We start from the raw sequence: 23,648 nt of genomic DNA on the forward strand, positions 1-23,648 counted from the left end.
CGGGGAGGTGGGGGTCGGGGCGGACGGCGTGAGGCGGCGCGGGATCAGGCGATCGACGAATGCACCACGCGGCCGTCGACGACGGTGGCGGCGACCGCCATCGCGCGGAGCCGATCCGCCGCGGCGGCGGTGTCGTCGCCGGGGAGGTCCAGCGGGTCGGCGTCGAGGAGCACGAGGTCCGCCCGCGCGCCGACCCCGAGCGCGGCGACGCCGCCCGTGCTCGCCGCGAGGGCCTCGCGCACGGAGATCGCCTCCACCGGGTTCCAGGGGTCGCGGTCGTCGCCGCTGCGGTGCACGGCGGCGGCCAGCGCGAGCCACGGATCCAGCGGGGACACCGGCGCATCGGAGCCCAGCGTGAGGGTGACGCCGGCATCGAGCATCGAACGCAGCATGAAGCTGAAGTCGGTGCGGTCGGCCCAGCACTGGTGCGTGACGTCGCGATCGTCCCAGAGGTGCGCGGGCTGCACACTGGCGTGCACGCCGAGTTCGGCCATCCGGCGGACGTCGTCGCGCATGGTGAGTTGCGCGTGCTCGATACCGCCGCGCGCGCCGCTCGCGGCGAACGCGTCGAGCGCCGCGCCGATGGCGGCGTCACCGATGGCGTGGCAGGCGATCTCCAAGCCGGACGCGGCACCCCGGGCGAAGAGGCCGGTCAGCTCCTCGGGCGCCACGTTCGGCGCCCCGCAGGGGTGCTGCAGCGCCGCCGCGTCCGTGTACGGCTCGCGGCACCACGCCGTGCGCGTGTTGAGCGAACCGTCCGAGATGATCTTGAGCGGGCCCATCCGGATCATGCCCTGTGTGCCCGGCACGGGGGTGCCCGTGCGCAGCCCCGCGGCGATGGCCTCGTCGAGGGTCTCCGCGTAGGTGGCGGTGCGGACCCGCAGGGTCGTGGTGCCGGCCGCGTAGCGCTCCGCCCAGGTCTCCCAGCCGCGCCCGAACTCCATATCGGTGAGGCCGACAATGCCCCGGGCGTGCGCCCGGGCGACCATCTCGGCGACCTCCCGGGCCTCGCCCGCGGCACCGTCGCGGAGCTCGTCGAGGCGACCGAACACGGGGAACCAGTCGGATTCGGCGAGCACGGAGTCGCGCGGCGGCACGCCGAGCCGGTGCAGTGCGGCCGAGTTGAGCCAGCCGTGATGCCCGTCCCCGCTCACGAGGACCACCGGGGTCTCGCCGCTCACGGCGTCGAGCTCGGCGACGGTCGGTGCCGCGCTCCAGGACGCGCTCCGGTGTCCCCAGCCGAACAGGGTGCGGTGCGCCGGATCGGGGCGGGACGCCAGGGCGTCGGCGACCCGGGCGAGGACGTCCTGGGGGTGGGCGGTCCCCGAGGTATCGAGCTGGGTGGCGGTGCGCGCCCACTGGGTGGCGTGCACGTGCTGATCCCAGAGCCCCGGAATGACGTATCGGCCGTCGGCGTCGAGCGTTGCCGCACCCGGCGCGGTGGTCGCGAGCGTGCCGCCCGGCGCGAGCTGCGCGATGCGCCCCTCCCGCACGAGCAGGTCCGCGGGCGCGGCCGCCGACCCGTCGCCCGTCAGCGGGACGACGCGCGCGTTGGTGATGATGAGATCAGGCATGGTGCTCCTTCTGCGGGTCCGCGTGCTGCGGGGTGGGGATGATCGGGAGGTGGGAATCGGGCATCGGATGCCGGCGGCGCACGATCTCGTACGCAATGTTGAGCCCGCCGAGCAGGATCACTGCGCCGCAGAGGCTGTAGTACCAGTGGGGGTTCCGGGTGTCGAACATCATCCACAGGGCGAGCCCCACGAGGAGTGCCAGGCACACGTAATCCACCGCGGCACCGCCGGCGCGGAAGGCCGGTGCCGGGATCTCGCCAGCGCGGACCTTGCGCAGGTAGCCGAGGTGCGAGACGAAGATCGTGATCCAGCCGAACAACACGAACACGGCGACGCCGCCGAGGACGATCTCGAAGGCGGCCATGGCACCCGCGAAGCTGATCAGGATCACGCCGAGGAGGAACACGGCGGACAGGGCGAGCAGTGAGCCGGCGGGCGAGCCGTGCCGGTTCATGTAGTTGGCGAACCGGGGTGCGCGCGAGTTCGCGGCGAGGTTGCGGAGCATGCGCACCGTCGAGTAGATCGTGGCGTTCAGGCCGGAGATGGCGGCGGTGAGCACGATGAAGTTCATCACGCCGCCGAGGCTCGTGACGCCGAGGCTTGCGAGCGCGGTCACGAAGGGCGACTCCTCGGCGGTGTAGCGGTGCCAGGGCATGAGCACGGCGAGGACGGCGACCGAGCCGACGTAGAAGATGAGGATCCGCGCGACGACGCCGCGGATCGCCTGGGGGATCGTGCGCTGGGGGTTGGCGGTCTCCCCGGCCGAGGTGGCCACGATCTCGACGCCCGAGAACGAGAACACGACGCCCTGCATCACGAGCACGATGCCGAGCATGCCGTTGGGGGCGAAACCGCCCTCGGTCCAGAGGTTCTGCAGGGCGGCGACGGACTCCCCGAGCGGGCGGCCGAAGGCGGCCAGCACGACGGCCGCAACGCCGACAATCAGGAAGATGATGATGGCGACGACCTTGATGCCGGAGGCACCGAGCTCGATGATCCCGAACGCCTTCACCGCGAGGAGGTTCACGCCGATGATCACGACGAGCGCGGCGAGCGCGGGGATCCAGCCGGGCAGTTCCGGGAACCAGAAGTTGACGTACACGCCGATCGCGGCGATTTCCACGCAGCCGGCGGTGGCGCAGAGCGCGACGTAGATCCAGCCGGTGAGGAAGGACCAACGGTCGGAGACGAACTCGCGGGCGTAGGAGACGAAGCTGCCGGTCGTGGGCCGGTAGAGCACCATCTGGCCGAGCGCGCGCATCATCGCGTAGATGAGCGCGCCGGCGACGAGATAACTGACGATGAGTGCCGGGCCCGCGACCGCGAGCCGGGAGCCGACGCCGAGGAACAGTCCGGTGCCGATCGCGCCGCCCAGGGCGATCATCTGAATATGCAGGTTCGAGAGTCCCTTGTGGAAGTCCGCGTCGCCGAGATCGACATAGTTCGAGCGCGTGGCGGGGGGATCGGTGGACACAGTGGCCTCCTTGACGGTTGTCCAACGGCGAGCGCCCGGCAGTGGGCGCTTTAGCATTGTGCGGCCCCGCTACCCATGCTGTCTAATGCCTGAAAGGTTCCGTATATATACTTTTCAGTTATGACAACGCTGCTGCGCCTCAGCTACTTCGTGGCCATCATCGACGCCGGATCCATCACCGCGGCGGCCGACGAGCTGCGGCTCACGCAGCCCGCGCTGAGCCGGCAACTCGCGGCCCTGGAACGGGAGGTCGGCGTGGCGCTGTTCGAGCGCGCGGGGCGGCGCACGAGCCTCACCGCGGCCGGCCGGGCGTTCGAGCGGGAGGCGCGGGGCATGCTGCGCCAGGCCAGCCAACTCGAGCGCGCCGCACGGGAGCTCCGCGGCGGCCAGCCGAGCGAGCTGACGATCGCCGCCCCGGACTCGACGCTGGCCGAGGTCGTCGCGCCGTGCCTCGCGACCCTCGCGCACGAGGCGTTTCCCGTGATCGCGCGGACGGTGTCGAGCCTGACGCCCGCCCGGGAAGCGCTGCGCGCGGCCGACCTCGTGGTCACCGCCGGGCCCCCGGAGGACGGTCTCGGCACCTGCACGCTCGGCCGCGTGCCGATCTGCGCGCACGTCGCGCCGACCCACCCCTGGGCGCGGGACGGCGTTACCGCGGTCGACGTCGCCGAGCTCGCGGGGTCCGGGCTCATCGTGCAAACCATCGACAACCGATCACGGGTGCTGCTCGATACCGTCCTCGCCGCGCGGGGCATCCGGACGACCATCCTCGCGACGAGCGAGCTCGAGAGCGTGGTGCAGGCCCTCGCGGCCTCAGGCTACGGGATCGGCGTGCTCACGGAATCCCCGAAGTTCGGGGCACACGCCGTGCGCCTGTTCGACGCGGAGCGCCCGCTCGAGGTCGTGACGCGGGCCTCGTGGCAGCCGGAACACTTCGCCGCCGCGGCGATCGCGGAGCTCGCCGAACGACTGCGGGCGCAGCTGCAGCAGGCGACCGCGCGGATCGCCGATGCCCAGCGCTGGGAGTGATCCACGCGCTACGCCCAGTGCGGTGGCGTGACGTCTCCCGTCGCGAAGCCCGCCGCGTCTACGCGGTGCCCCATCCGCTTGATCCGGCGCATCGTCACGGTCGTCTCCACCACGGTGAGCTCGGGCACCGCCTGCAGCACCGAGCGCTCGAGCGCGGCGAGGTGCGCGATCTGACGAGCCACCACCGAGAACACGAGATTCGCCTCCCCGGTCAGGCTCGCGCAGAGCTTCACCTGGGGAATTGACAGCAGCGTGCGGACCACCGAGGGGATCGCGGCACCGGGCACGCGCGCGAGCACGCTGAGCTCGATCGGCCAGCCGCTCACCTCCGGCGCGGTGTCGAGCCGGATCCGGATCGCGCCGGAGTGCAGGAGGCGATGCAGGCGTCGCCGCAGCGTCGCGGGATGGTCGCCCAGTTCGCGGGCGAGCTCCGCGACGCTCGCGCGCGGGCGGAGGGCGAGCGCGCCCACGAGCTCCCCGAACTCACCCCCGATCGGCCGCGCGTCTGGATCGTTCGGACCCCCGGCGAGTCGCGCCGCGCTGGCGCGCTCCGCGCGGCCGAGGCTGTCCAGCCGCCAGTCCCCGCCCTCGGCGTGCATCTCCGTGACGAGCCGGGTGACGGTGCGGGTCACCCCGAGCTCGTCCGCGAGGAGCGTGTCGTGCAGCCGGCGCAGCTCGGCGAAGTCCGCCACGATCACGGTGAGCAGCAGGTCGGCACCGCCGCTGCTGACGTCGACGCTGGACACCCGGGCGTCGGCGCACACGCGAGCCACGAACGCGCCGCGGCGGTCCGGCAGCACGGAGACCTCGATGAACCCGACGGTGAGCCGCATCCGCGCGTGGCTCGGGTAGACGGACAGCCAGGCGAGCCCGTCGCGCTGCAGCGCACTCCAGCGCGCGGCGAGTGTGCCGGGTGAGACCCCGACGATGGGCGCGGCGTCGCTCCAGCTCGCGCGTGGGGCGATCTGGAGCAGGTGCAGGAGCCGAAGATCGATCTCGGCGACCTGCCCCGGGCTCGGTGCAGGATCTGGCATGTGACCTCCTCGTAGGTGCATGATTCTTCACCGAAGCGCCCCCGACATGCAAACTTCCGCAGATTCGCCGGCCCGCCCGGGTCGGCGCGGAACACTGAGTCCGACAGTTTCGAACGAAGGAGTTCCATGCGTGTGACGCGAACCCACCCGGCCGCCTCGGCCCTCGACGCGCGGGCGGCGGCTCGCGAGCTGGCCCCCAGGCTCGAGCGGCTCCGACACGAGCTGCACGCCCACCCGGAGATCGGCCTGCAGCTGCCGCGGACGCAGGAGCGCGTGCTTGCCGAACTCGCGGACCTCCCCCTGGAGATCACCCTGGGGGAGCGCTGCAGCTCGATCACCGCGGTGCTCCGCGGGACCGCGCCCGATCGCCCGGAATCGGCCCCCGCCGTGCTGCTCCGCGCCGACATGGACGGGCTCCCCGTTACCGAGGACACGGGGCTGCCGTGGGCGTCGCAGGTTCCAGGCGCGATGCACGCCTGCGGGCACGACCTGCACACGGCGATGCTCGCGGGGGCGGCGCGGATCCTCTCGGAGCACCGCGACCAGCTGCCCGGCGACATCGTGTTCATGTTCCAGCCGGGGGAGGAGATGCACGACGGGGCCCGGGTGATGATCGAGGAGGGAGTGCTCGACGCCGCGGGGCCGCGCGTGCGCGCCGCCTTCGGCGTCCACGTCTTCGCGAACACGCTCGCCCAGCACGCCCTGGTCAGCCGCCCCGGCGCGATGCTCGCCGCCGCGGACGGGATCCGCGTGACGGTCATGGGGCAGGGCGGCCACTCCTCGGCCCCGCAGCGCGCGGTCGACCCGGTGCCGATCGCGGCGGAGATGATCCTTGCCCTGCAGAGCTTCGTGACGCGCGAGTTCGACGCCTTCGACCCGCTCATCATCGGGATCGGTGCGGTGCAGGGCGGCGACCTGGCCGCACCCAACGCGATCCCCGAGGAGGTCCGGTTCGCGGCCTCGGTCCGGTTCTGGTCCGAGGAGACGCGGCAGCGCTTCCACACCAGGGTCGACGAGCTGCTCGGGGGGATCGCGTCGGCGCACCGTGCCCGGGTCGATGTGGCACACGTCTCGGGCTACCCGGTGACCGTGACCGATCCTGCCGAGACCCGCTTCGCACAGGACACCCTGACCGCGGCGTTCGGGGCTGACGCCTTCACGCTCATGCGTAACCCGCTCGGCGGATCGGAAGATTTCTCGCGCGTGCTCGCGGAGGTCCCCGGGACCTTTATCGGCCTGGGGGCGACGCCGTCCGGGGAAGACCCGGCCGTCGCACCCGACAACCACAGCCCCCGCGCGCGCTTCGACGACGCGGTCCTCCCCACGGGTGCCGCGGTCTACGCGGAGCTCGGGGCGCGCCGCCTCGTCGAGTTCGCCCACCACACCCCATCATCGCTGTAGACCTCCTCCGAGGGAAAGGACACGGGTCATGACCCACACCATCAGCCCCGCACCGCCCGCGAGCGCAGCGCAGCGCTCCGCGGCCAGGCGCAATCTCGCCGGCACCGGCGTCGGCAACGCGCTCGAGTGGTTCGACTGGTCGATCTACTCGACCTTCGCGCCGTTCTTCGCCGCCAGCTTCTTCGACGCCACCGATCCGGTGTCCGCGTTCCTGTCGACCCTCGTGGTGTTCGCCGTCGGGTTCGTCGCGCGGCCCATCGGGGGCGCCCTGTTCGGGCGCCTGAGCGACCGCGTCGGCCGCAAGCGCACGCTCTCGCTCACCATGGTGACGATCGCGGCCGCCAGCCTCGTGATTGGGATCACCCCGAGCTACGAGACGATTGGCGTCGCGGCGTCGATCATCCTCGTCGTCGCGCGGCTCGCGCAGGGGCTCGCCTACGGTGGTGAGCAGCCCGCGGCCGGCGCGTTCCTCTCGGAGCAGGCACCGCCGGAACGCCGCGGCCTCTGGTCATCGCTCGTCTACTTCTCGGGCACGATCGGCGCAGCGAGCGGGATGGCGCTCGGGGCGATCCTGGCCGCCGTGTTCGGGACGGAGGCGCTCGGCACCTGGGCGTGGCGGATCCCGTTCATCGTGGCCGGCTGTAGCGGGCTGTTCGCGCTGTACATGCGCTCGCGGATGACGGAGACCGAGCAATTCACCGCGACCCTGGAGGTCCCCGTGGCCGCCGCGGGCGGGTCATCGGCCGGGCGCGGCCTGTGGCGGGACTTCTGGCGCATGCGGCGATCCGCGCTCACGGTCATGGGCATGGGGGTGGGGCTGACGGTGGCCTACTACTTCTGGGTGGTCGCCGCTGCGGCGTTCTCCATCGCCGTGCTGGGGGCCGACGCGACGCAGGTGCTGTTCGCCTCGCTGCTCGCGAACCTCGTGTTTATCGCGGTGTTGCCGCTCTGGGGTCGGTTGTCCGACCGGATCGGGCGGCGGCCCGTGCAGCTCATCGGTATTCTGGGCACGCTCGTCTCGATCCTCCCGCTCTCCCAGCTGATCGACGGCGACCCTGTGCACCTGTTCGCGGCGATGACGGTCGCCGGCGTGCTGCTCGCCGCGCCGTGCGCCGTGAGCCCGGCGGTCATGGCCGAGTTGTTCCCGACCCGCGTGCGCACCGCGGGCGTGGCCATCCCGCTGGCCGTCACCACGGCCGTGTTCGGGGGAACGTCGCTGTACCTCCAGACCTGGATGGCCACGGCCATCGGCCCGAACGCGTTTGCGATCTACGTCATGGTGCTGCTCACGATCTCCGCGGTCACGGTGTTGCTGATGCCGGAGACCAAGGGGCGGATCCTGACGGACAACGAGCGGGACTTCCAGGCCCGACCCTGAGTGAGCCCGCGCGCGCCGGTGCGGTTCCCGTGCCGGCACGCGGGGCATCTGTTATCCTGTTGTATGAGACAACTAGATAACGTTACGCAGTTTTTCCCCGAACCGTTTTCCCCTGGGGTCGTCGCTTCACGCCACGGGCGGCTCCCGCGGCTCCCGCGGGTCGCGCGGTGATGGCCATGGTCCGCGCGGTCTGGCGCGATCTCTCGCTCTCGGCCGTGATCGCGGGGTTCCTGTCCGCGCTCATCAACTTCGCGGGTCCCTTCCTCATCGTGCTCGAGGCCACCCGCACCGTCGGGCTGAACGAGGCGCAGACGGCGTCGTGGGTGTGGGCGCTGTGCATCGGGAACGGTGTGTGCAGCGTGGTGCTCAGCCTCGTCACCCGGATCCCGGTGGTCGTCGCGTGGTCGACCCCGGGGGCCGCGCTCCTCATCGCCTCGCTCGGCGGATTCAGTTTTGCCGAGGCGGTCGGCGCGTTTCTCGTGGCCTCCGTCGCGGCCGCCGTGGCGGGCTTCACCGGCTGGTTCGGCCGGCTGCTCGCGCGCGTGCCCGCGTCGGTGCTGCAGGCGCTCCTCGCCGGGATCCTCGTGCCGTTCATCGTCACCGCGGCCGGCGCCTTTGCGAGCGCCCCACTGATCGCGGGGAGCATCGCGATCACCTTCTTCCTCGGCAAGCGCTATGCCGACCGCTACGCCGTGCTCGGGGCGCTCGTGGTCGGGCTGGCGGTGACCTGGGCCACCGGATCGTTCCACGAGGCGGGCCCGGCGCTGACCCTGGGCGGGCCGGTGTTCACGATGCCCGAGTTCACGCTCCCCGCGCTCGTGAGCGTCGCGTTGCCGCTGTTCATCGTGACGATGGCCTCGCAGAACGCGCCCGGACTCGCGCTGCTGCACTCACAGGGCTACGCGCCCAACGACCGCCTCCTCGTGGGGTCGATCTCGTCGGTCTCCGCGGCGCTCGCCCCGTTCGGCTGCCACGGCATCAACCTGGGGGCCATCACGGCCGCGATCGCGCTCGGCCCCGAGTCTCACCCGGACCCGCGCAAGCGGTATATCGCGGGGCTCTCCGGTGGGATCACCTACCTCGTGGTGGGAGCATTCGGCGGCCTGCTCGTCACGGGCTTCCAAGCGATCCCCTCGGAAACGGTCTCTGTGCTCGCGGCGGTCGCGCTGCTCGCCTCCGCGTTGACGGCGCTCCGTGGCGCAATGTCCGGCAGCGATGCGCGCTCCGGGCTCGCGGCCCTGACGACCTTCGCGGTCGCCATGTCGGGCGTCGTGCTGTTCAGCGTGGGTGCCGCCTTCTGGGCCCTGGTCGCGGGCAGCCTCGTCACGCTGTTCCTCAGGCCCCGGCGTGCTCCCGCGCAGGCCGAGCACCCGGCCGCCGCGGTCACCCGGGCCTCCGATCCCGCGCCCCACGCCGGAACCCCCGCCAGCACTCCCGCAAGCTCCCCGAAAGGAACCCGATGACTCGCGCACTTGATGCCCCGCTCGCCGAGATCGACCCCGAGATCCTCGCCGTCATGGGCGACGAACTGGCCCGGGAGCGCGACTCCCTGGAAATGATCGCCTCCGAGAACTTCGTGCCGCGCGCGGTGCTCGAGAGCGCGGGAAGCGTGCTCACGAACAAGTATGCGGAGGGGTACCCCGGGCGGCGCTACTACGCGGGCTGCGAGCCCGTCGACCGGGCCGAATCGCTGGCGCAGGAACGGGTCGCCGCGCTGTTCGGGGCGGCGTACGCGAACGTGCAGCCGCACTCCGGCGCGAGCGCAAACGCCGCGGTGCTCGCCGCCGTCGCGCGGCCGGGGGATACGATCCTCGGTCTCCGCCTGAACCACGGGGGCCACCTCACGCACGGGATGCCGCTGAACTTCTCGGGCCAGCTGTACCGGGCCGAGGCCTACGGGGTGGACGAGCGGACGCATCGGCTCGACATGGATCGGGTCCGGGACCGGGCGCTCGCCACGCGGCCCCGGGTGCTGATCGCGGGCGGTTCCGCGTACCCGCGCCAGCTCGATTTCCCGGCCTTCCGCGCGATCGCGGACGAGGTTGGCGCGGTGCTCTGGGTGGACATGGCGCACATCGCGGGCCTCGTCGCCGCCGGGCTGCACCCGAACCCGGTGCCGATCGCCGATATCGTGACCTCGACGACGCACAAGACGCTCGGGGGGCCGCGCGGCGGATTCATCCTGAGCCGGGACCCGAGCTTCGGCAAGGCGCTCGATCAGGCGGTGTTCCCCGGTCAGCAGGGCGGGCCGCTCATGCACCTCATTGCGGGCAAGGCGACCGCCTTCCTGATCGCCTCGGGCGCGGAATTCCGGGAGCGGCAGCGCCGCACGCTGCGTGGCGCCGCGATCCTTGCGGATCGACTCCTCGCCGCAGACGCGCGCGCGAACGGCGTGAGCGTGGTGAGCGGCGGCACGGATACCCACCTCGTGCTCGCCGATCTGCGTGCCAGCGCGCTCGATGGCCGCACCGCGGAGGATCGGCTCCACCAGATCGGGATCACCGCGAACCGGAACAGTGTCCCGTTCGATCCGCGGCCGCCGCTCGTCACCTCGGGTGTGCGCCTCGGCACGCCCGCGCTCGCGACGCGCGGCTTCCAGGAGGCGGACTTCCGCGAGGTTTCGGACATCGTCGCTGCGGCGCTCGGCACCGCCCCCGACCTGCTCGCCCTGGAGGCGCGCACGCGGGCGCTGATCGTGGCGCACCCGCTGTACCCCGGGCTGTAGGGGCCGGGGTCGCGGCGGTCCGGGGAACTGCGGCCCCGGGCCGCCGCGGGCCCGGGCTACCAGCCGCGCTCAGCGAGGCGGTGCGGCGCGGGAAGCTCCGCAACGGTGATGCCGACCATGGCCTCGCCGAGCCCGCGCGATGCGGCGGCGATCGCGGCGGGATCGGCGTAGTCGCGGGTCGCGGCGACGATCGCCGCGGCGCGCTGGGCCGGGTCACCGGACTTGAAGATGCCGGACCCGACGAACACGCCGTCCGCGCCGAGCTGCATCATCATCGCGGCGTCCGCCGGGGTTGCCACTCCGCCCGCCGTGAGCAGCGGGACGGGCAGCGCACCGCGCTCGGCGACCTCCGTCACGAGATCGAGTGGGGCCTGCAGCTCCTTGGCCGCGAGGTAGAGGTCCGCCCGATCACGCCCACGCAGGCGCGCGATCTCGCCGCGGATCGTGCGCAGGTGGCGGGTCGCTTCGGACACGTCACCCGTGCCGGCCTCGCCCTTCGAGCGGATCATTGCCGCGCCTTCGGCGATGCGGCGCAGCGCCTCACCCAGGTTCGTCGCGCCGCACACAAACGGCGCGGCGAACGCGTGCTTGTCGATGTGGTGTGCGTAGTCCGCGGGACTCAGCACCTCGGACTCGTCGATGAAATCAATGCCGAGCGATTCGAGCACCTGCGCTTCGACGAAGTGACCGATGCGCGCTTTCGCCATGACCGGGACGGAGACGGCGGCCTGAATGCCCGCGATCAGATCCGGGTCGCTCATGCGCGCGACGCCGCCCTGGGCGCGGATGTCTGCGGGGACGCGCTCGAGCGCCATCACGGCGACGGCGCCGGCGTCTTCGGCGATGCGGGCCTGTTCTGCGGTGACGACGTCCATGATGACGCCGCCGGTCAGATGGTCCGCGAGGCCGCGGCGGACGAGTGCGGAGGGAACGGAAGCGGGCAATTTGGTCTCTGAAGATGTGGACATGACTGCCAGCCTGTCGGACCAAATGGACTCATTCAAGATCCACTTATGTCGAACTCAAATGGACCACTTGGGGGAGTGTTCCCGGGAACCCGGGCACCGGAGGTGCGGTCACCGTCCGATGCCCGGGTGTCCGGGTCAGGGGCGCGGTGCCCGTCGGCGCTGTGCGAACCGCCCGGTGCCCAGCGCAGCAAGGGCCGCCGCGATCAAGGCCGCCGCAGCGACCAACACGCCGGTGGGCGCGGCTCCGCCGGTACGGGCGAGGCGGTCGGTGCCGGCCGGCGCAGGCTGGGCGACCGCGGGAGTGCCGGGGCCGGCCCCCGGGCCAGCGCCGGGATCGCTCCCCGGATCCGTGACCGGCTCCGGGGCCCGGAGTTCGAGCGTGACCGCGGCCTCCGCGGTCACGCGCGTCCCATCCGGGGCCGTACCGGAGACGGTGACGGCGTTTGACGCTCGAAGCGCGGCGAGCTCTGCCCGGGTCATGGCCGTTGCCACGCGAGCGGTCGCGTTCCCGCCGACGGGGAGATCCGCCACCGCGACTGTCTCGGAGGCGTTTCCGGCGCCGTGGTCGAAGCGTGCCGTCACCTCGGCCAGGGGCGTGTTCCCCGGATTCGACAGCGTGGCCTCCCACGCGATCGGCGCGTCGACCGCGCCCTGCGGGGGTGCGGTGCCCGCGAGGGAGGTGTCAATTCCGGGCGCGGGTGCCGTCGCGACGACCGCATCGATCTGGGCCATATCGCCGCGACCGGCCTCACTGTAGGCCGCGACCCGGAAGCTGTACTCCCCGGGTGCCAGCCCGGCGATGGTCGCGTTGGTCGCGGTGCTGATCTCGCGCGATACGGTGTCCCACGTCATGCCCCCGTCGGCCGACTGCTCGATCACGTAGTCCAGGACGGGCACCTGGCCGGTGCCGTAGCCGACCTCATCCCAACTCAGCGTGACGCTGCCCGCCGCGGCACCGCTCGCGCCGGTCAGTCCCGTCACGGGGTCCGGGCTCTCCGCGAGAATGCGGAGGCTATGGTCGCCCTTCGCGGTCATCACGAGCCACCCCTCGGGCGTGACCGCCAGGTCGCGGGCCTGGGAGTACGGCACGTCGCGCACTTGCACCTCCGCCAGGAAGTTTCCCTCGTGATCGAAACGCTGGATCGCGCCCGTCTGCGGGATCACGAAGAGCTCGCCGTCGGTCCCGATCACGGTCTCATAGATCATCTGGCCGGGAAAGCTCAGCGCCCCGTCGGTGCCGAAGGACGTGTCGAGTGCCCACGAATCGGTGTCGGGATCCACGTCCCAGCGCTGCACCATTCCGGTCGCAGGGGTCCGGGTGAAGCCGAGGTCCGAGGTGTAGATCTGTGTGCCGTCGGAGGAGACGCCGTAGATCTCGTCGAGGCTGCCGGGGCCGTCCGTGCCCGGTGGGTTCGGCGAGGCGCCCGCCGTCTGGCCGGCCCCGGTCAGGCGGTACAGCGGCGCGCCATCGGGGACGGAGAACACGCTGACGACGTTGCACCCCTCATAGGGCGCGTAGAGTTCGTCACCGACAAAGCCGAAGTACGGCCCCCAAGCGAGCTCGCCCTGCGCGAGTTGCGTGCAGCCCTGGTCGCCGCCGACGCCGGCGTTGCCCAGGATCGTGGTGTGGGCGGCGTCATACATCAGGATGGTGCCGACCGGGGTGCTGGTGTTCCCGTTGGTGTCGCTGACCGCGATCCCGCCGCCCGGCAGGGGTTCGATCCCGCGCGGCTCCGCCCACGCCTGCGATCCACCCGCGGGGTCGGCCGCGGTGCTCTCGCGGTGCGCGTACCGGATCGGGGCCTCCCACGCGGACCCCAGGTAGCCCGTTCCATCCGCGTAGTCACCGTCGCCGAGGTAGTCGCCGCCGGTGGGATCGAAGGTGCCGGGCCGGTACTCGACGATGCCACGCTCGGCGCCGTCGGGGATCGCGTACCAGATGCTGCCGTCCGCATCGAGGGCCACGCCGTAGATGCTGGGCAGCGTCTCCTGGCTATCGCCGATGAGCCCGTACTCGCCGCTGCCTTCGGCCTTCCCGGCCGGCAGCGGGTCCGGGGCCGCGGCCGCCGCCTGTGGCGTACACAGGACGGCCGCGATGAGGAGGACGGCGACACTGAGGCCGCCCCACGGTTTCGCATGCATCAGAGAGTCCCTTCACAGGGTCGCGCGTCGACGTCCCTGACTCGTGTGGTTCGCCCACGGTGGAGCGCGATTTCACGGTATGCGGGCGGATGTCGTGGGCCCTCCGGAACTGAGTGAATTGCGCAGGAATCGTGAGGTGGGGGTGAAAAAAATGAGTGGTGGCCGCCGCCGCGCCGCGCCGCGAGGTGCGTGTCAGCTCCTGTCTGGCCTCCCAGACGCACGCGGGCCGCGCGGGACTGGCCCCGTGTGAGGCGTTCTCGATAGCCTGGATGTCCACGACGCGGCCGAGTGGCCCGTCCGTGCGCAAAGTCGCGAGCGTGAAAGGAAGATCTATGGTCTATCGAGTACAGGGTGTCGTGGTCCGGGAGAAGAACGCGCCGGCGACAATTGAGACAGTGATCGTTCCGGATCCGGGGCCGGGCGAGGCCGTGGTCGACATCATCACGAGCGGCGTGTGCCACACTGATCTCCACTACCAGCAGGGCGGGATCTCGGACGAGTTCCCCTTCCTGCTCGGGCACGAAGCGACCGGTCGCGTCTCCGCCGTGGGCGAGGGGGTCACCGAGGTTGCGGTGGGCGACCGGGTGATCCTGAACTGGCGTGCCGTCTGCGGCCAGTGCCGCGCCTGCGCGAAGGGCCAGGCCCAGTACTGCTTCAACACGCACAACGCGACGCAGAAGATGACGCTCGAGGACGGCACGGAACTCTCGGCAGCGCTCGGCATCGGCGCGTTTATTGAGAAGACGCTCGTCGCCGCGGGGCAGTGCACCAAGATCGACGAGGAGTCGGACGCCGCGGCCGTCGGCCTCCTCGGCTGTGGCGTCATGGCCGGCATCGGCGCCGCTATCAACACCGGCGAGATCGCGCTCGGCGAGTCCGTCGCCGTCATCGGCTGCGGCGGCGTGGGCACCGCCGCGATCGCCGGCGCGCAGCTCGCCGGGGCCACGACGATCATCGCCGTCGATATCGACGACGCGAAGCTGGAGCAGGCGCGCGGCTTCGGGGCCACCCACACCGTCAACTCGCGGAACACCGATCCGGTCGCCGCGATCCAAGCGCTCACGGGCGGCTTCGGCGCGGACGTCGTGATCGACGCGGTCGGGCGGCCCGAGACCTACCGGCAGGCGTTCTACGCGCGCGACCTCGCGGGCCGCGTGGTGCTCGTCGGGGTGCCGACACCCGAAATGACCCTCGAGCTGCCGCTGCTCGACGTGTTCGGCCGCGGCGGCTCCCTGAAGTCGTCCTGGTACGGCGACTGCCTGCCGAGCCGCGACTTCGCGATGCTGATCGATCAGTACAAGCTGGGCCGACTCGATCTCGATGGCTTCGTCACCGAGCGCATCGGCCTCGGCGACGTGGAGGCGGCATTCGCGAAGATGGCCGACGGCACCGTGCTGCGTTCGGTGGTGGAGCTGTAATGCCCGGCGCGCAGATCGAACGCCTCGTCACGAGCGGCACCTTCTCGCTGGACGGCGGAACCTGGGACGTCGACAACAACGTGTGGATCGTGGGCGATGACCGAGAGGTGATCGTGATCGACCCGGCGCACGATACGGCGGCGGTGGTCGCTGCGGTGGGGGATCGCCGGACCCTCGCCGTGCTGCTCACCCACGGTCACGACGACCACATCCGGGCCGCTCGCGCCACGGCCGCGGCGCTCGGGGCGCCCATCCATCTGCACCCGGCCGACCGGATGCTGTGGGACGCGGTGTACCCGGACGCGGCCCCCGACGCGGAGATCGCTGACGGGGACGAGTTCGCCGTCGCGGGCGTCACGCTGAGCGCCGCGCACACCCCGGGGCACTCGCCCGGCTCGGTGAGCTTTGTCGCCCCGGCGCTCGACGCGGTGTTCACCGGGGACACCCTGTTCCAGGGTGGGCCCGGCGCCACCGGCCGCTCGTACAGCGATTTCCCGACGATCATCGAGTCGATCCGGAACCGCCTGCTCACGCTCCCCGCGGAGACCGTGGTGCACACGGGGCACGGCGACACGACCACGATCGGGGCGGAGGCCCCGCAGCTCGAGGAGTGGATCGCGCGCGGGCACTGACCCCGCACAACGCCCCGGACACCCGAGGTGCCCGGGGCGTTGTCGTGCGCGCACACGTCTGGCTCCCGAAAGGTCCATGAGCGCGCTCGCGGCGGGGAGGCATCAGGGGAACCTGCACAGGTGCTCCTAGGCGGGAGAGCCCATCAGGGAAAGCGTCGGGGAGGCCACAGGCAGCCTGGGGCACCCGGTCTCGCCTAGCGGCGGGGGAGCTGCGCCGCGACGGCGTCCAGGATCGCCTCGGGCGCACCGGCGGCGTCATACACCGCGACCATGACCTGCCGCGGCACGGCGGCGCTCGCGGGGTCGAGCCAGGGCGCATACAACCCGGCGACGCGTCGCAGATCCTGCGTCACGGCGCCCGCGGCGTCTCGCACCGAGCCGCGGAGCCAGTCGCGCAGGGTCGCGTTGTGCACCGCGACGAGTGATGCGGCGAGGGCGGGCGCCACCCAGCCCGGCGTCTCGGCCGGTGCCACCCGCCGGATGAACCGCGCGAACACCCGTTCGTAGCGGTGCGTGATCACCAGCTCGCGATCCCGCAGTGACGGTGTGACGCGCATCAGCTCAAAGCGCAGCCGGGCGGCCTCGGGATCGCGCGTGAGCAGGCGCAGCACGTCCGCGGTGCTCTGGACCAGTGCCTCCGCGGGGTCCAGGCTCGTGTCCGCGAGGAACGCCTCGGCCTGGGCGAGCGCGTGGTCGTGATCCGCGAACACCACGTCGTCTTTGCTGCCGAAACGGCGGAAGAACGTGCTCCGGCTCATCCCGACGGCATCGGCGAGATCCTCCGCGGTGGTCGCCTCGTAGCCCCGCTCGGCGAGGCGGCGAATCGCCGCGGGGGCGCTGTGCGGCGCGGGAACGGCGCGTGACGACTTACTGCTCATGCAGCGAAGCTAGCACATTCTGGGCTTGTGGGACTCCGTTTCAGAACCCTTGCTCCTGGCGGGGTAACTTGTGGAGAACAGAGAGCTTCCGCGCGAGAGCTTGACTTGAAACCGAGTCTCAGGCAGTCTCGGGGCACAGCACCAGGGCGGTGCGGAGAGGACGATCCCATGTCGCAGACCGGTACTGGACCCATCCCGCAGGGCACTGAGGAGCCCGACTACGAGCTCTGGGAGCCGCTCGATCCCGACGTTGCCGGGGTGTTCCGGGATGTTCCCGCCGAGGACCGCGCGTATCGGGAGCGTGCGCGCGAGTTCGTGCAGACCGAGGTGCGCCCGGTGATCGCGGGGATCTGGGATCGTGCGGAGTACCCGCTCGACCTGGCGAAGCGGCTCGGTGAGCTCGACCTGCTGCGCGACGGGGTCGACGTGCCGGGCTTCCCGGAACAGAGCCTGCTCGCGGCGAGCCTGACGACCATGGAGCTCGCGCGGGGCGACGGCTCCGTCGCAACCATCGTGGGCGTGCAGGGCGGCCTTGCGCTGCGCTCCGTCGCGTGGTGCGGATCCGAGGCGCAGCGGGAGCGGTGGCTCGAACCGCTCGCGCGCGGCACCGAGTTGGGCGCGTTCGCGCTGACCGAGCCGACGCACGGTTCGGACTCGGTGAGCCTCGAGACGCGGGCGGAAACGCGCGCGGAGGGTTTCGTGCTGAACGGCCACAAGAAGTGGATCGGCTCCGGTAGCGTCGGGCAGCTCGCGGTGGTGTGGGCGCGCGGCGATGACGGTCAGGTCCAGGGCTTCCTCGTGCCGCAAGACGCCCCCGGCTATCGCGCCACCACGATCGAGGGCAAAGTCTCGCTGCGCGCCATTTGGCAGGCCCACATCGAACTCGACAACGTCGCGGTGGGGGCGGACGCCCGGATGCCGGGCGCGAACTCCTTCAAAGACACCGCGCGGGTGCTCCAGGCCACGCGGCTCGGGGTCGCCTGGGCGGCACTCGGGCAGGCCACCGCGGTCTACGAGTCCTCCGTGCACTACGCGAAGCAGCGCGTGCAGTTCGGCCGACCGCTCGCGGCGTCCCAGATCGTGCAGGCCCGGCTCGCGGAAATGCTGAGCCAGCTCACGACGCTGCAGGCGCTGCTGATGCAGCTGACGCGTGCCGAGGAGCGGGGCGAGCTTTCGGGGCCGGGTGCCTCCCTCGGCAAGTTCACCGCGACCCGCACCGCGCGAGACATGGCGCGCAACGCTCGGGACCTGCTCGGCGGTAACGGGATCCTGCTGGAGAACCGCGTCGCACGGCACTTCGCCGACATCGAAGCGCTCCACACCTACGAGGGCACGGAGACGGTGCAGGCCCTGATCATCGGGCGCGACATCACGGGCGTGTCCGCCTTCGCCTAGGGTCTGTGCCGCCGCGTGCGGGTCGGGTCAGGCCCCCACGCCCGACCCGGCCCGCGCGGCGGCATCCGGGTCCGGGAGCGCACCGGACTCCAGGGCGAGCCAGATGAGCGCGCGGTCCCCGGGATCATTGAGCGAGATCCCGAGCTCCCGCTCCGCGTCGCGCAGCCGCGCGTTCAGCGTCTGGCGGTGCACGCCCAACCGCGCGGCCGCCTGTTCCCGGCCGCCGTTCTCGGCGACAAACGCGCGCACCGCGGCGAGGAGCCGCGCCGCCGGTGCCGCGTCGAGCTCGGCGAGCCGCTGCCGCCACGCGTCGAAAATCGGGGCCTCGCCGCTGCGACGCAGCCACTCGGCGAGGTGATCGCTGCGGTCGAGCGCATTCGCGCCGAGCACCCGCGCCTCCGGCCGGGCCGCGGTCGCGCGGTAGGCCCGGCGCGCGTCCGCCGCGAGCGTCAGCAGCTCCCCGGGCGGACCGGGCTCGCTGAGGCCGGCCCGCCACCGTGCGAGCGAGCCGGTTTCCCCGCGGAGGAAGTGCTCGACGGCCGCGTGGACCGGGCCGTCCGCGACGCCCGGGACGACGAGCATGAACCCGTCGTCGACCGTGCTGAGCAGCGGCGTCGTCGGGATGTCCGCGGCGGCGAGGGCGGCGGCGACCGCGGACTTGAGGATGAGGCCCGCCGCGGGTTCGCGCGTGCGCCCGGGTCCCGCCGGATCGGGTCCGAAGGCGACGACGGTGCAGCGCGGGACGCCGGGAAAGAGCGTTTCGAAGAGCCGCGCGTCCGCGGCCATGCGCCCGCTCAGCGCCTCGGTGATGAGCTGTTCGCGGAGCGAAGCGGCGAGCCCCGGCAGCGCGCTCGTGTCGCGCGAGAGATCGATGAAGGTGGCGAGGGAGCCGATGAGGCCCTGCTCGAGCGGGGTGTACCGCCGCCGCCGGACGACCGCCAGCGGCGAGCCGGCGGTGCTCGCGAGATGCAGGAAGAGCGTTCCGACGGCGGCCGTGCCGCTCGTGCGCCCCGCGGCAAGGTGCCGGGCGAGTTCGTCGGCGATCGCGCGGGTGTCCTGGGCGGAGAGGTCGGCCGGACCGGCCGTGGTCCGGCGCATCCCGCCCGGCGCGATCCACACCACGGCCGCGTCGAGTTCCCGGGCCAGCTGCTCCAGGCCCTCGATCTGCTGGGCGGGGCTCGCCTCGGAATAGGCGAGGCGCTGCTGCACGTCGAGCATGCGGCGCACCTGATCGAGCTGGCGATCCGCGGTCCGGCGCGACACGAACTCCGAGACGGCGATGTAGGGGGTGTCGAGCGGGATACTCAGGATCGGGATCCCGTGGGCATCGCCCGCGCGGAGCCAGGCCTCGGGGATGGCATCGAGAATGAGGCCCACGCCGAAGCCCACGGCGGCGACCCCGCGTGCCGCGAGGCCGGCGAAGAGCGCCTCGAGTTGCGCGGGGGAGCGGTCGACGAGGCCGGTGGTGAGCAGCAGGACACCCGCGGTCAGCCACGGGGTGGGATCGTTCACCTCGGCGACGTGCACGTGGGTGACGGCGCGGTGGAGCTGCGCGTGCCCCGTGGCACAGCTGAGGCGCAGCGTGGGATCGGCGGTGAGATCCGCGAGCGTGGTGGCCATATTCACGATAGTAGTGAATTGCTCACGATCTTTCACGGTCAGCGCGATTGTGCCGTGCTGCCCGGCGCGTCAGGCTTGAGGGCGTCCCCACCCGCAGACCGAGGAGCACCTCATGTCCGTCCCCACCCGCCAGTTCGAACTCATCGGCGCCCCCTTCGACGGGGCCTCGACGCTCGGCTTCCCCGGATCCCGGTTCGCGCCGGATCGGATCCGGCACGCCCTCCGCTGGATCACGCAGCGCGTGGAGCACGGCGAGGTGTTCTCGCTCGAGAGCGGGCAGCTCCACCCCGCCCCACGCCTCGCGGACGGCGGCGACGCGGAGGTCGTCGCCCACGACCTGATGACCACCCTCGCGAACACGAGCGCTCGCGTCAGCGACAGCGTCCGCGCCGGGAACGTCCCGATCCTGCTGGGCGGCGACGACTGCTTCTTGTTCGCGGGGACCCAGGGACTCCACGACGCCACCGAGGGAACCGTCGCGGTGATCCACTTCGACGCGCACCTGGACGTCATGGACGCCAACGTGCAGCAGGGCACCCACAGCCAGTCGAGCGGCATGCGCCGGTCACTCGAACTGGCCCGTGCCAGCACCGAGCACAGCATCCAGGTCGGCCTGCGCCACTTCAACTTCCCGTCCTCGCGGGACTACCTGGAGGACTCCGGCCTCGCCCGGATCACCGCGGCGCAGTTCACGGAACTCGGCACGGAGGCCGCCGTCGCCCGGATTCTGGAACGGATCGCGGGTGCCGATCACGTGCACTTCTCGTTCGACATCGACGCGATCGATCCGGCGCACGCCCCCGGCGCGGGCGCGCTCGAACCGGGCGGGATCACCTCGCGCCAGGCCATCGACGCCGTCTCCGCGCTCGCGCCGTACTGCGACTCGTTTGCGGTGACCGAGGTCAACCCGATGACGGACCACCAAGACATGACCGCGACCCTCGCGGCCTACCTCTGCTATTACTTCGCGGTGTTCGGGCAGGAACCCGCCGCGCAGTAGTCGCTCGATCGCCGCGGCACCGACGCCGCGGCGATCCACCGCATCCCAGCAACGAAGGAGTTACGCAATGCATGAGCCACAGGCGGGGGCCACCCCGCAGCTCGACACCGGAACCGTCAACGTCGTCGAGAAACGAGACCTTCGCCGCGCGGTCCGCGGCACGTTCGTGGGCAACGTCATGGAGTGGTACGACGTCGGGGTGTTCGGCTACCTGATCGTGACGCTCGGCCCCGTGTTCCTGCCGGACGCGAACCAGGCTACGCAGGTCATCTTCATGCTGGGCACGTTTGCGAGCACGTACCTGTTCCGCCCCCTCGGCGGCCTGTTCTTCGGCTGGCTCGGGGACAAGATCGGACGCAAGCGCGTGCTGTTTATGACCCTCACCCTCGTGGCGGTCGCGACGTTCCTGATCGGACTCCTCCCGGGCCACGCCACCATCGGCACCACCGCCGCGGTGCTGCTCGTTGCGCTCAAGATCCTGCAGGGCTTCTCCGCCGGCGGGGAATTCACGGGGGCGCTCACCTTCATCAGCGAGTCAGCGCCGGATCGCCGCCGCGGCTTCTACGCCGCGTTCCTCGACTCGGGCAGCTACCTCGGCTTCGTGCTCGGAGCCGCGATCGTGACCGCCATGCAGATCATGTTCGGCCAGCAGGCGATGGAGGACGGGCTCTGGCGCGTACCGTACCTCATCGCCGGGCCGCTCGGGCTGATCGCGGTGTACCTGCGCATGCGGGTGGAAGAGACGCCTCACTTTGCCGCGCTCGCCGCGGAGCAGGACGCCGCGGGCACGACGCTCCGGGTGAACCCCCTGCGCGTGTTCGCGGCGAACTGGAAGCCGATGCTGCTCGTGATCCTCCTGGTGGCGGCAGCAAACTCGGCCGGGTACGCGTTCACCTCGTATATGCCGACGTATCTCTCCACCGTGTTGCGCCACGATGCGATCCAGGGGAACCTGTTCTCCCTCCCGCTGATGCTGCTGATGGCGTGCCTGATGCCCTTCGTGGGGATGCTGTCCGATCGTGTGGGACGCCGGCCGGTCCTGTTCGCGGCCGCCATCTGGATCATCCTGCTGAGCTACCCGGCCTTCGCGCTCATCGGCTCGGATTCGCCCGTGGGCGTGGTCGCGGGGCTCGCCCTCATCGGGATTCCGGTGGCCCTGTACATGGGGACGCTCGCCGCCACCTACCCGGCGATGTTCCCGACGGCCTCGCGGAACACGAGCCTCGGGGTCTCGTACAACATCTCGATCGCCCTGTTCGGCGGCACCGCCCCGCTCGTCATCGACTCCCTGGTGCGGGCCACGGGCAGCCCGGCCGCGGCGGCGTTCTACCTGATGGGCATGTCCGTGATCGGCCTGATCACGATCTGCTTCCTCCCGGAGACCGCGGGCAAGCCGCTCCAGGGCTCCGAGCCGAACGTCGAGACCGCGCAGGAGGCGCACGAGATCCATACGGCCCGGCTTCGGGTGAGCGCGGGGGCCTGACACTCACCCCTCGGTGGTGGGGCGCACGATGGCGCGCCCCACCACCTAGACGGCGTCGGGGAGCTTCACGGCCGCGGTCAGCGGCCGGCCCGCGCGCAGCAGGCGGCGCTTGGTCACCTGCCACATGATCGCGAGCGCGATGAACCACAGCGGCGTGAACATGAGCGGCAGGCGGGTGTCGTCCGCGAGCGCGAGCGTGACCAGGATAAACGCGAAGAACGCGAGCACCAGCCAGGGCACGAGCCGGGGCAGCGGGGTGCGGAACGCCGAGGAGGCGTGGCGCTCCGGGTGCTTCCTCAGGTACTGAATGAAGCTGATCGCGATCATGCTCCAGATGAACAGGATGAACGTGGAGGCCACCGAGGTGACAAAGGTGAACGCCTGGATGACACTGTCCCCGAGCAGCAGGATCGGGACCACCGAGAACACGAACACCGTGGAGAAGAACACCGCCCGTTTCGGCACGCCGCGGGCGTCGGTGAGCGCGAACGTGCGGGGGGCGTGACCGTCGCGGGCGAGCGCGTGCATCATGCGCGTGCCGGAATAGAACCCGGAGTTCGCGCTGGAGGCGGCGGAGGTCAGCACCACGAGATTGATCGCGAAGGCCGCGGCCCCGAAGCCGGCGTAGGCGAACGTCGTGACAAACGGGCTCTGATCCGGGTCGAGCTTGTCCCAGGGGGTGATCGCCATGATCACGGTGAGGGCGCCGATGTAGAAGATCAGGACGCGGACCACGATCGAGTTGATCGCGCGGGGCAGGTTGTGCGTCGGGTCCTTCGTCTCGGCGGCCGCCGTGCCCACGAGCTCGACGCCGATGAACGAGAAGATGCCCAGCTGGAACCCGAGCAGGAAGCCGCTCGCGCCGAACGGGAACATGCCGCCGTGATCCCACAGGTGGGTGAGGGAGGCCTGCGTCCCGGTGTCGGGGTTGGTGAACCCGGAGACGATGAGCACGATGCCGGTGACGATGAGCGCGAGGATCGCGACGATCTTGATCATCGAGAACCAGAACTCGAACTCGCCGAAGAAGCGCACGGGCTGCAGGTTCAAGATGGTGAGCGCGGCGACGCTGATGAGCGCTGGCAACCAGGCCGGGATATCCGCGTTGATGTAGGCCACGTAGCTGGTGATCGCGATGATGTCGGCGACGCAGATCACGACCCACGTGATCCAGTACGTCCAAGACACGAAGTAGCCGGCCCACGGCCCGATGAGATCCTTCGCGATATCGCCGAAGGTCTTGTAGTTGAGATTGGAGAGCAGCAACTCGCCGAGCGCGCGCATGAGCAGGAACATCATGCAGCCGATGACCGCGTAGATGAACAGCACGGACGGGCCGGTCAGGCTGATGACCTTGCCGGAACCGAGGAACAGGCCCGTGCCGATGGCACCGCCGATCGCGATGAGTTGCAGGTGTCGATTGGACAGGCCGCGCTCGAGTTCGTCGTGCGTGTCCGCGGGGGCGGTGGTGGTCATCAGGTCTCCCATCCCGGAGGG

General features: G+C 71.2%; 18 protein-coding genes. 10 read left to right on the forward strand and 8 right to left on the reverse strand.

The window, feature by feature from the left end:
- Positions 1–44: 44 nt before the first annotated feature.
- Both D3230_RS11770 and D3230_RS11775 read right to left on the reverse strand, forming a co-directional pair.
- Complete coding sequence (locus tag D3230_RS11770) at positions 45–1,574, reverse strand: amidohydrolase (RefSeq protein WP_202345241.1); 1,530 nt, start codon at positions 1,572–1,574, stop codon at positions 45–47.
- Entirely contained in the window at positions 1,567–3,048 is a 1,482-nt protein-coding gene (locus D3230_RS11775) for an amino acid permease (RefSeq protein ID WP_202345242.1), read from the reverse strand. Before D3230_RS11775 ends, D3230_RS11770 begins: the two co-directional genes overlap by 8 nt.
- A gap of 120 nt (positions 3,049–3,168) precedes the next feature.
- Here D3230_RS11775 and D3230_RS11780 point away from each other — a divergent pair, with 120 nt between their 5' ends.
- Positions 3,169–4,077, forward strand: coding sequence for a LysR family transcriptional regulator (locus tag D3230_RS11780; RefSeq protein WP_202345243.1), 909 nt, complete (start codon positions 3,169–3,171; stop codon positions 4,075–4,077).
- 8 nt (positions 4,078–4,085) lie between these two features.
- Here D3230_RS11780 and D3230_RS11785 read toward each other — a convergent pair whose 3' ends face one another.
- Positions 4,086–5,111, reverse strand: coding sequence for an Lrp/AsnC family transcriptional regulator (locus tag D3230_RS11785; RefSeq protein ID WP_202345244.1), 1,026 nt, complete (start codon positions 5,109–5,111; stop codon positions 4,086–4,088).
- A 126-nt stretch (positions 5,112–5,237) separates the two neighbouring features.
- Here D3230_RS11785 and D3230_RS11790 point away from each other — a divergent pair, with 126 nt between their 5' ends.
- The 4 genes from D3230_RS11790 to glyA all read left to right on the forward strand — a co-directional run bounded on the left by D3230_RS11790 (position 5,238) and on the right by glyA (position 10,615).
- Entirely contained in the window at positions 5,238–6,512 is a 1,275-nt protein-coding gene (locus D3230_RS11790) for a M20 metallopeptidase family protein (RefSeq protein ID WP_202345245.1), read from the forward strand.
- Between the two features lie 28 nt (positions 6,513–6,540).
- Positions 6,541–7,890 carry an MFS transporter gene (locus tag D3230_RS11795; RefSeq protein WP_202345246.1) on the forward strand — a complete coding sequence of 450 codons (1,350 nt, stop codon included), beginning with the start codon at positions 6,541–6,543 and terminating at the stop codon, positions 7,888–7,890.
- A 176-nt stretch (positions 7,891–8,066) separates the two neighbouring features.
- Entirely contained in the window at positions 8,067–9,353 is a 1,287-nt protein-coding gene (locus D3230_RS11800; RefSeq protein ID WP_237467475.1) for a benzoate/H(+) symporter BenE family transporter, read from the forward strand.
- Positions 9,350–10,615: a serine hydroxymethyltransferase gene (gene glyA / locus D3230_RS11805; protein WP_202345247.1), complete on the forward strand. Its 1,266-nt coding sequence runs from the start codon at positions 9,350–9,352 to the stop codon at positions 10,613–10,615. The genes D3230_RS11800 and glyA overlap by 4 nt, the downstream gene beginning before the upstream one ends.
- A gap of 56 nt (positions 10,616–10,671) precedes the next feature.
- Here the strand turns inward: glyA and pdxS are convergent, their stop codons facing one another.
- Both pdxS and D3230_RS11815 read right to left on the reverse strand, forming a co-directional pair.
- Entirely contained in the window at positions 10,672–11,583 is a 912-nt protein-coding gene (pdxS, locus tag D3230_RS11810; RefSeq protein WP_202345248.1) for a pyridoxal 5'-phosphate synthase lyase subunit PdxS, read from the reverse strand.
- Between the two features lie 135 nt (positions 11,584–11,718).
- Positions 11,719–13,725, reverse strand: coding sequence for a fibronectin type III domain-containing protein (locus D3230_RS11815; protein ID WP_202345249.1), 2,007 nt, complete (start codon positions 13,723–13,725; stop codon positions 11,719–11,721).
- A gap of 332 nt (positions 13,726–14,057) precedes the next feature.
- Between D3230_RS11815 and D3230_RS11820 the strand changes: the two genes are divergently transcribed.
- Both D3230_RS11820 and D3230_RS11825 read left to right on the forward strand, forming a co-directional pair.
- Positions 14,058–15,143 (forward strand): S-(hydroxymethyl)mycothiol dehydrogenase, encoded by a 1,086-nt coding sequence (locus tag D3230_RS11820; RefSeq protein WP_202345250.1) that lies wholly within the window; start codon positions 14,058–14,060, stop codon positions 15,141–15,143.
- Positions 15,143–15,775, forward strand: a complete 633-nt coding sequence (locus tag D3230_RS11825; protein WP_202345251.1) for an MBL fold metallo-hydrolase — start codon at positions 15,143–15,145, stop codon at positions 15,773–15,775. Before D3230_RS11820 ends, D3230_RS11825 begins: the two co-directional genes overlap by 1 nt.
- A 194-nt stretch (positions 15,776–15,969) precedes the next feature.
- Here D3230_RS11825 and D3230_RS11830 read toward each other — a convergent pair whose 3' ends face one another.
- Positions 15,970–16,653 carry a TetR/AcrR family transcriptional regulator gene (locus tag D3230_RS11830; protein ID WP_202345252.1) on the reverse strand — a complete coding sequence of 228 codons (684 nt, stop codon included), beginning with the start codon at positions 16,651–16,653 and terminating at the stop codon, positions 15,970–15,972.
- Between the two features lie 168 nt (positions 16,654–16,821).
- On the opposite strand from D3230_RS11830, the gene D3230_RS11835 reads away from it, so the two are divergent.
- Positions 16,822–18,048 (forward strand): acyl-CoA dehydrogenase family protein, encoded by a 1,227-nt coding sequence (locus tag D3230_RS11835; protein WP_202345253.1) that lies wholly within the window; start codon positions 16,822–16,824, stop codon positions 18,046–18,048.
- 27 nt (positions 18,049–18,075) lie between these two features.
- Here the strand turns inward: D3230_RS11835 and D3230_RS11840 are convergent, their stop codons facing one another.
- Positions 18,076–19,668 (reverse strand): PucR family transcriptional regulator, encoded by a 1,593-nt coding sequence (locus tag D3230_RS11840; RefSeq protein WP_202345254.1) that lies wholly within the window; start codon positions 19,666–19,668, stop codon positions 18,076–18,078.
- A gap of 112 nt (positions 19,669–19,780) precedes the next feature.
- Between D3230_RS11840 and D3230_RS11845 the strand changes: the two genes are divergently transcribed.
- Together D3230_RS11845 and D3230_RS11850 are read left to right on the forward strand one after the other, a co-directional pair.
- A complete protein-coding gene (locus D3230_RS11845) occupies positions 19,781–20,668 on the forward strand; it encodes an arginase family protein (protein ID WP_202345255.1) in 888 nt (295 codons plus the stop codon).
- Positions 20,669–20,735: 67 nt separating this feature from the next.
- On the forward strand, positions 20,736–22,151 hold the full coding sequence (locus tag D3230_RS11850) for an MFS transporter (RefSeq protein ID WP_202345256.1): 1,416 nt from the start codon (positions 20,736–20,738) through the stop codon (positions 22,149–22,151).
- Between the two features lie 45 nt (positions 22,152–22,196).
- Here the strand turns inward: D3230_RS11850 and D3230_RS11855 are convergent, their stop codons facing one another.
- Positions 22,197–23,627, reverse strand: a complete 1,431-nt coding sequence (locus tag D3230_RS11855; RefSeq protein WP_202345257.1) for an amino acid permease — start codon at positions 23,625–23,627, stop codon at positions 22,197–22,199.
- Between the last annotated feature and the right edge of the window lie 21 nt (positions 23,628–23,648).

Source organism: Leucobacter chromiireducens subsp. solipictus (genome assembly GCF_016758195.1).
Classification (GTDB): domain Bacteria; phylum Actinomycetota; class Actinomycetes; order Actinomycetales; family Microbacteriaceae; genus Leucobacter; species Leucobacter solipictus.

Excerpts from the sequence above, each read along its gene's own strand:
- D3230_RS11850 (WP_202345256.1), top strand. The coding sequence starts at position 20,736 with ATGCATGAGCCACAGGCGGGGGCCACCCCGCAGCTCGACACCGGAACC.
- D3230_RS11795 (WP_202345246.1), top strand. The coding sequence starts at position 6,541 with ATGACCCACACCATCAGCCCCGCACCGCCCGCGAGCGCAGCGCAGCGC.
- D3230_RS11835 (WP_202345253.1), top strand. The coding sequence starts at position 16,822 with ATGTCGCAGACCGGTACTGGACCCATCCCGCAGGGCACTGAGGAGCCC.
- D3230_RS11840 (WP_202345254.1), bottom strand. The coding sequence starts at position 19,668 with ATGGCCACCACGCTCGCGGATCTCACCGCCGATCCCACGCTGCGCCTC.
- D3230_RS11770 (WP_202345241.1), bottom strand. The coding sequence starts at position 1,574 with ATGCCTGATCTCATCATCACCAACGCGCGCGTCGTCCCGCTGACGGGC.
- D3230_RS11845 (WP_202345255.1), top strand. The coding sequence starts at position 19,781 with ATGTCCGTCCCCACCCGCCAGTTCGAACTCATCGGCGCCCCCTTCGAC.
- D3230_RS11780 (WP_202345243.1), top strand. The coding sequence starts at position 3,169 with ATGACAACGCTGCTGCGCCTCAGCTACTTCGTGGCCATCATCGACGCC.
- D3230_RS11790 (WP_202345245.1), top strand. The coding sequence starts at position 5,238 with ATGCGTGTGACGCGAACCCACCCGGCCGCCTCGGCCCTCGACGCGCGG.
- glyA (WP_202345247.1), top strand. The coding sequence starts at position 9,350 with ATGACTCGCGCACTTGATGCCCCGCTCGCCGAGATCGACCCCGAGATC.
- pdxS (WP_202345248.1), bottom strand. The coding sequence starts at position 11,583 with ATGTCCACATCTTCAGAGACCAAATTGCCCGCTTCCGTTCCCTCCGCA.
- D3230_RS11785 (WP_202345244.1), bottom strand. The coding sequence starts at position 5,111 with ATGCCAGATCCTGCACCGAGCCCGGGGCAGGTCGCCGAGATCGATCTT.
- D3230_RS11855 (WP_202345257.1), bottom strand. The coding sequence starts at position 23,627 with ATGACCACCACCGCCCCCGCGGACACGCACGACGAACTCGAGCGCGGC.
- D3230_RS11800 (WP_237467475.1), top strand. The coding sequence starts at position 8,067 with ATGGTCCGCGCGGTCTGGCGCGATCTCTCGCTCTCGGCCGTGATCGCG.
- D3230_RS11825 (WP_202345251.1), top strand. The coding sequence starts at position 15,143 with ATGCCCGGCGCGCAGATCGAACGCCTCGTCACGAGCGGCACCTTCTCG.
- D3230_RS11830 (WP_202345252.1), bottom strand. The coding sequence starts at position 16,653 with ATGAGCAGTAAGTCGTCACGCGCCGTTCCCGCGCCGCACAGCGCCCCC.
- D3230_RS11820 (WP_202345250.1), top strand. The coding sequence starts at position 14,058 with ATGGTCTATCGAGTACAGGGTGTCGTGGTCCGGGAGAAGAACGCGCCG.
- D3230_RS11815 (WP_202345249.1), bottom strand. The coding sequence starts at position 13,725 with ATGCATGCGAAACCGTGGGGCGGCCTCAGTGTCGCCGTCCTCCTCATC.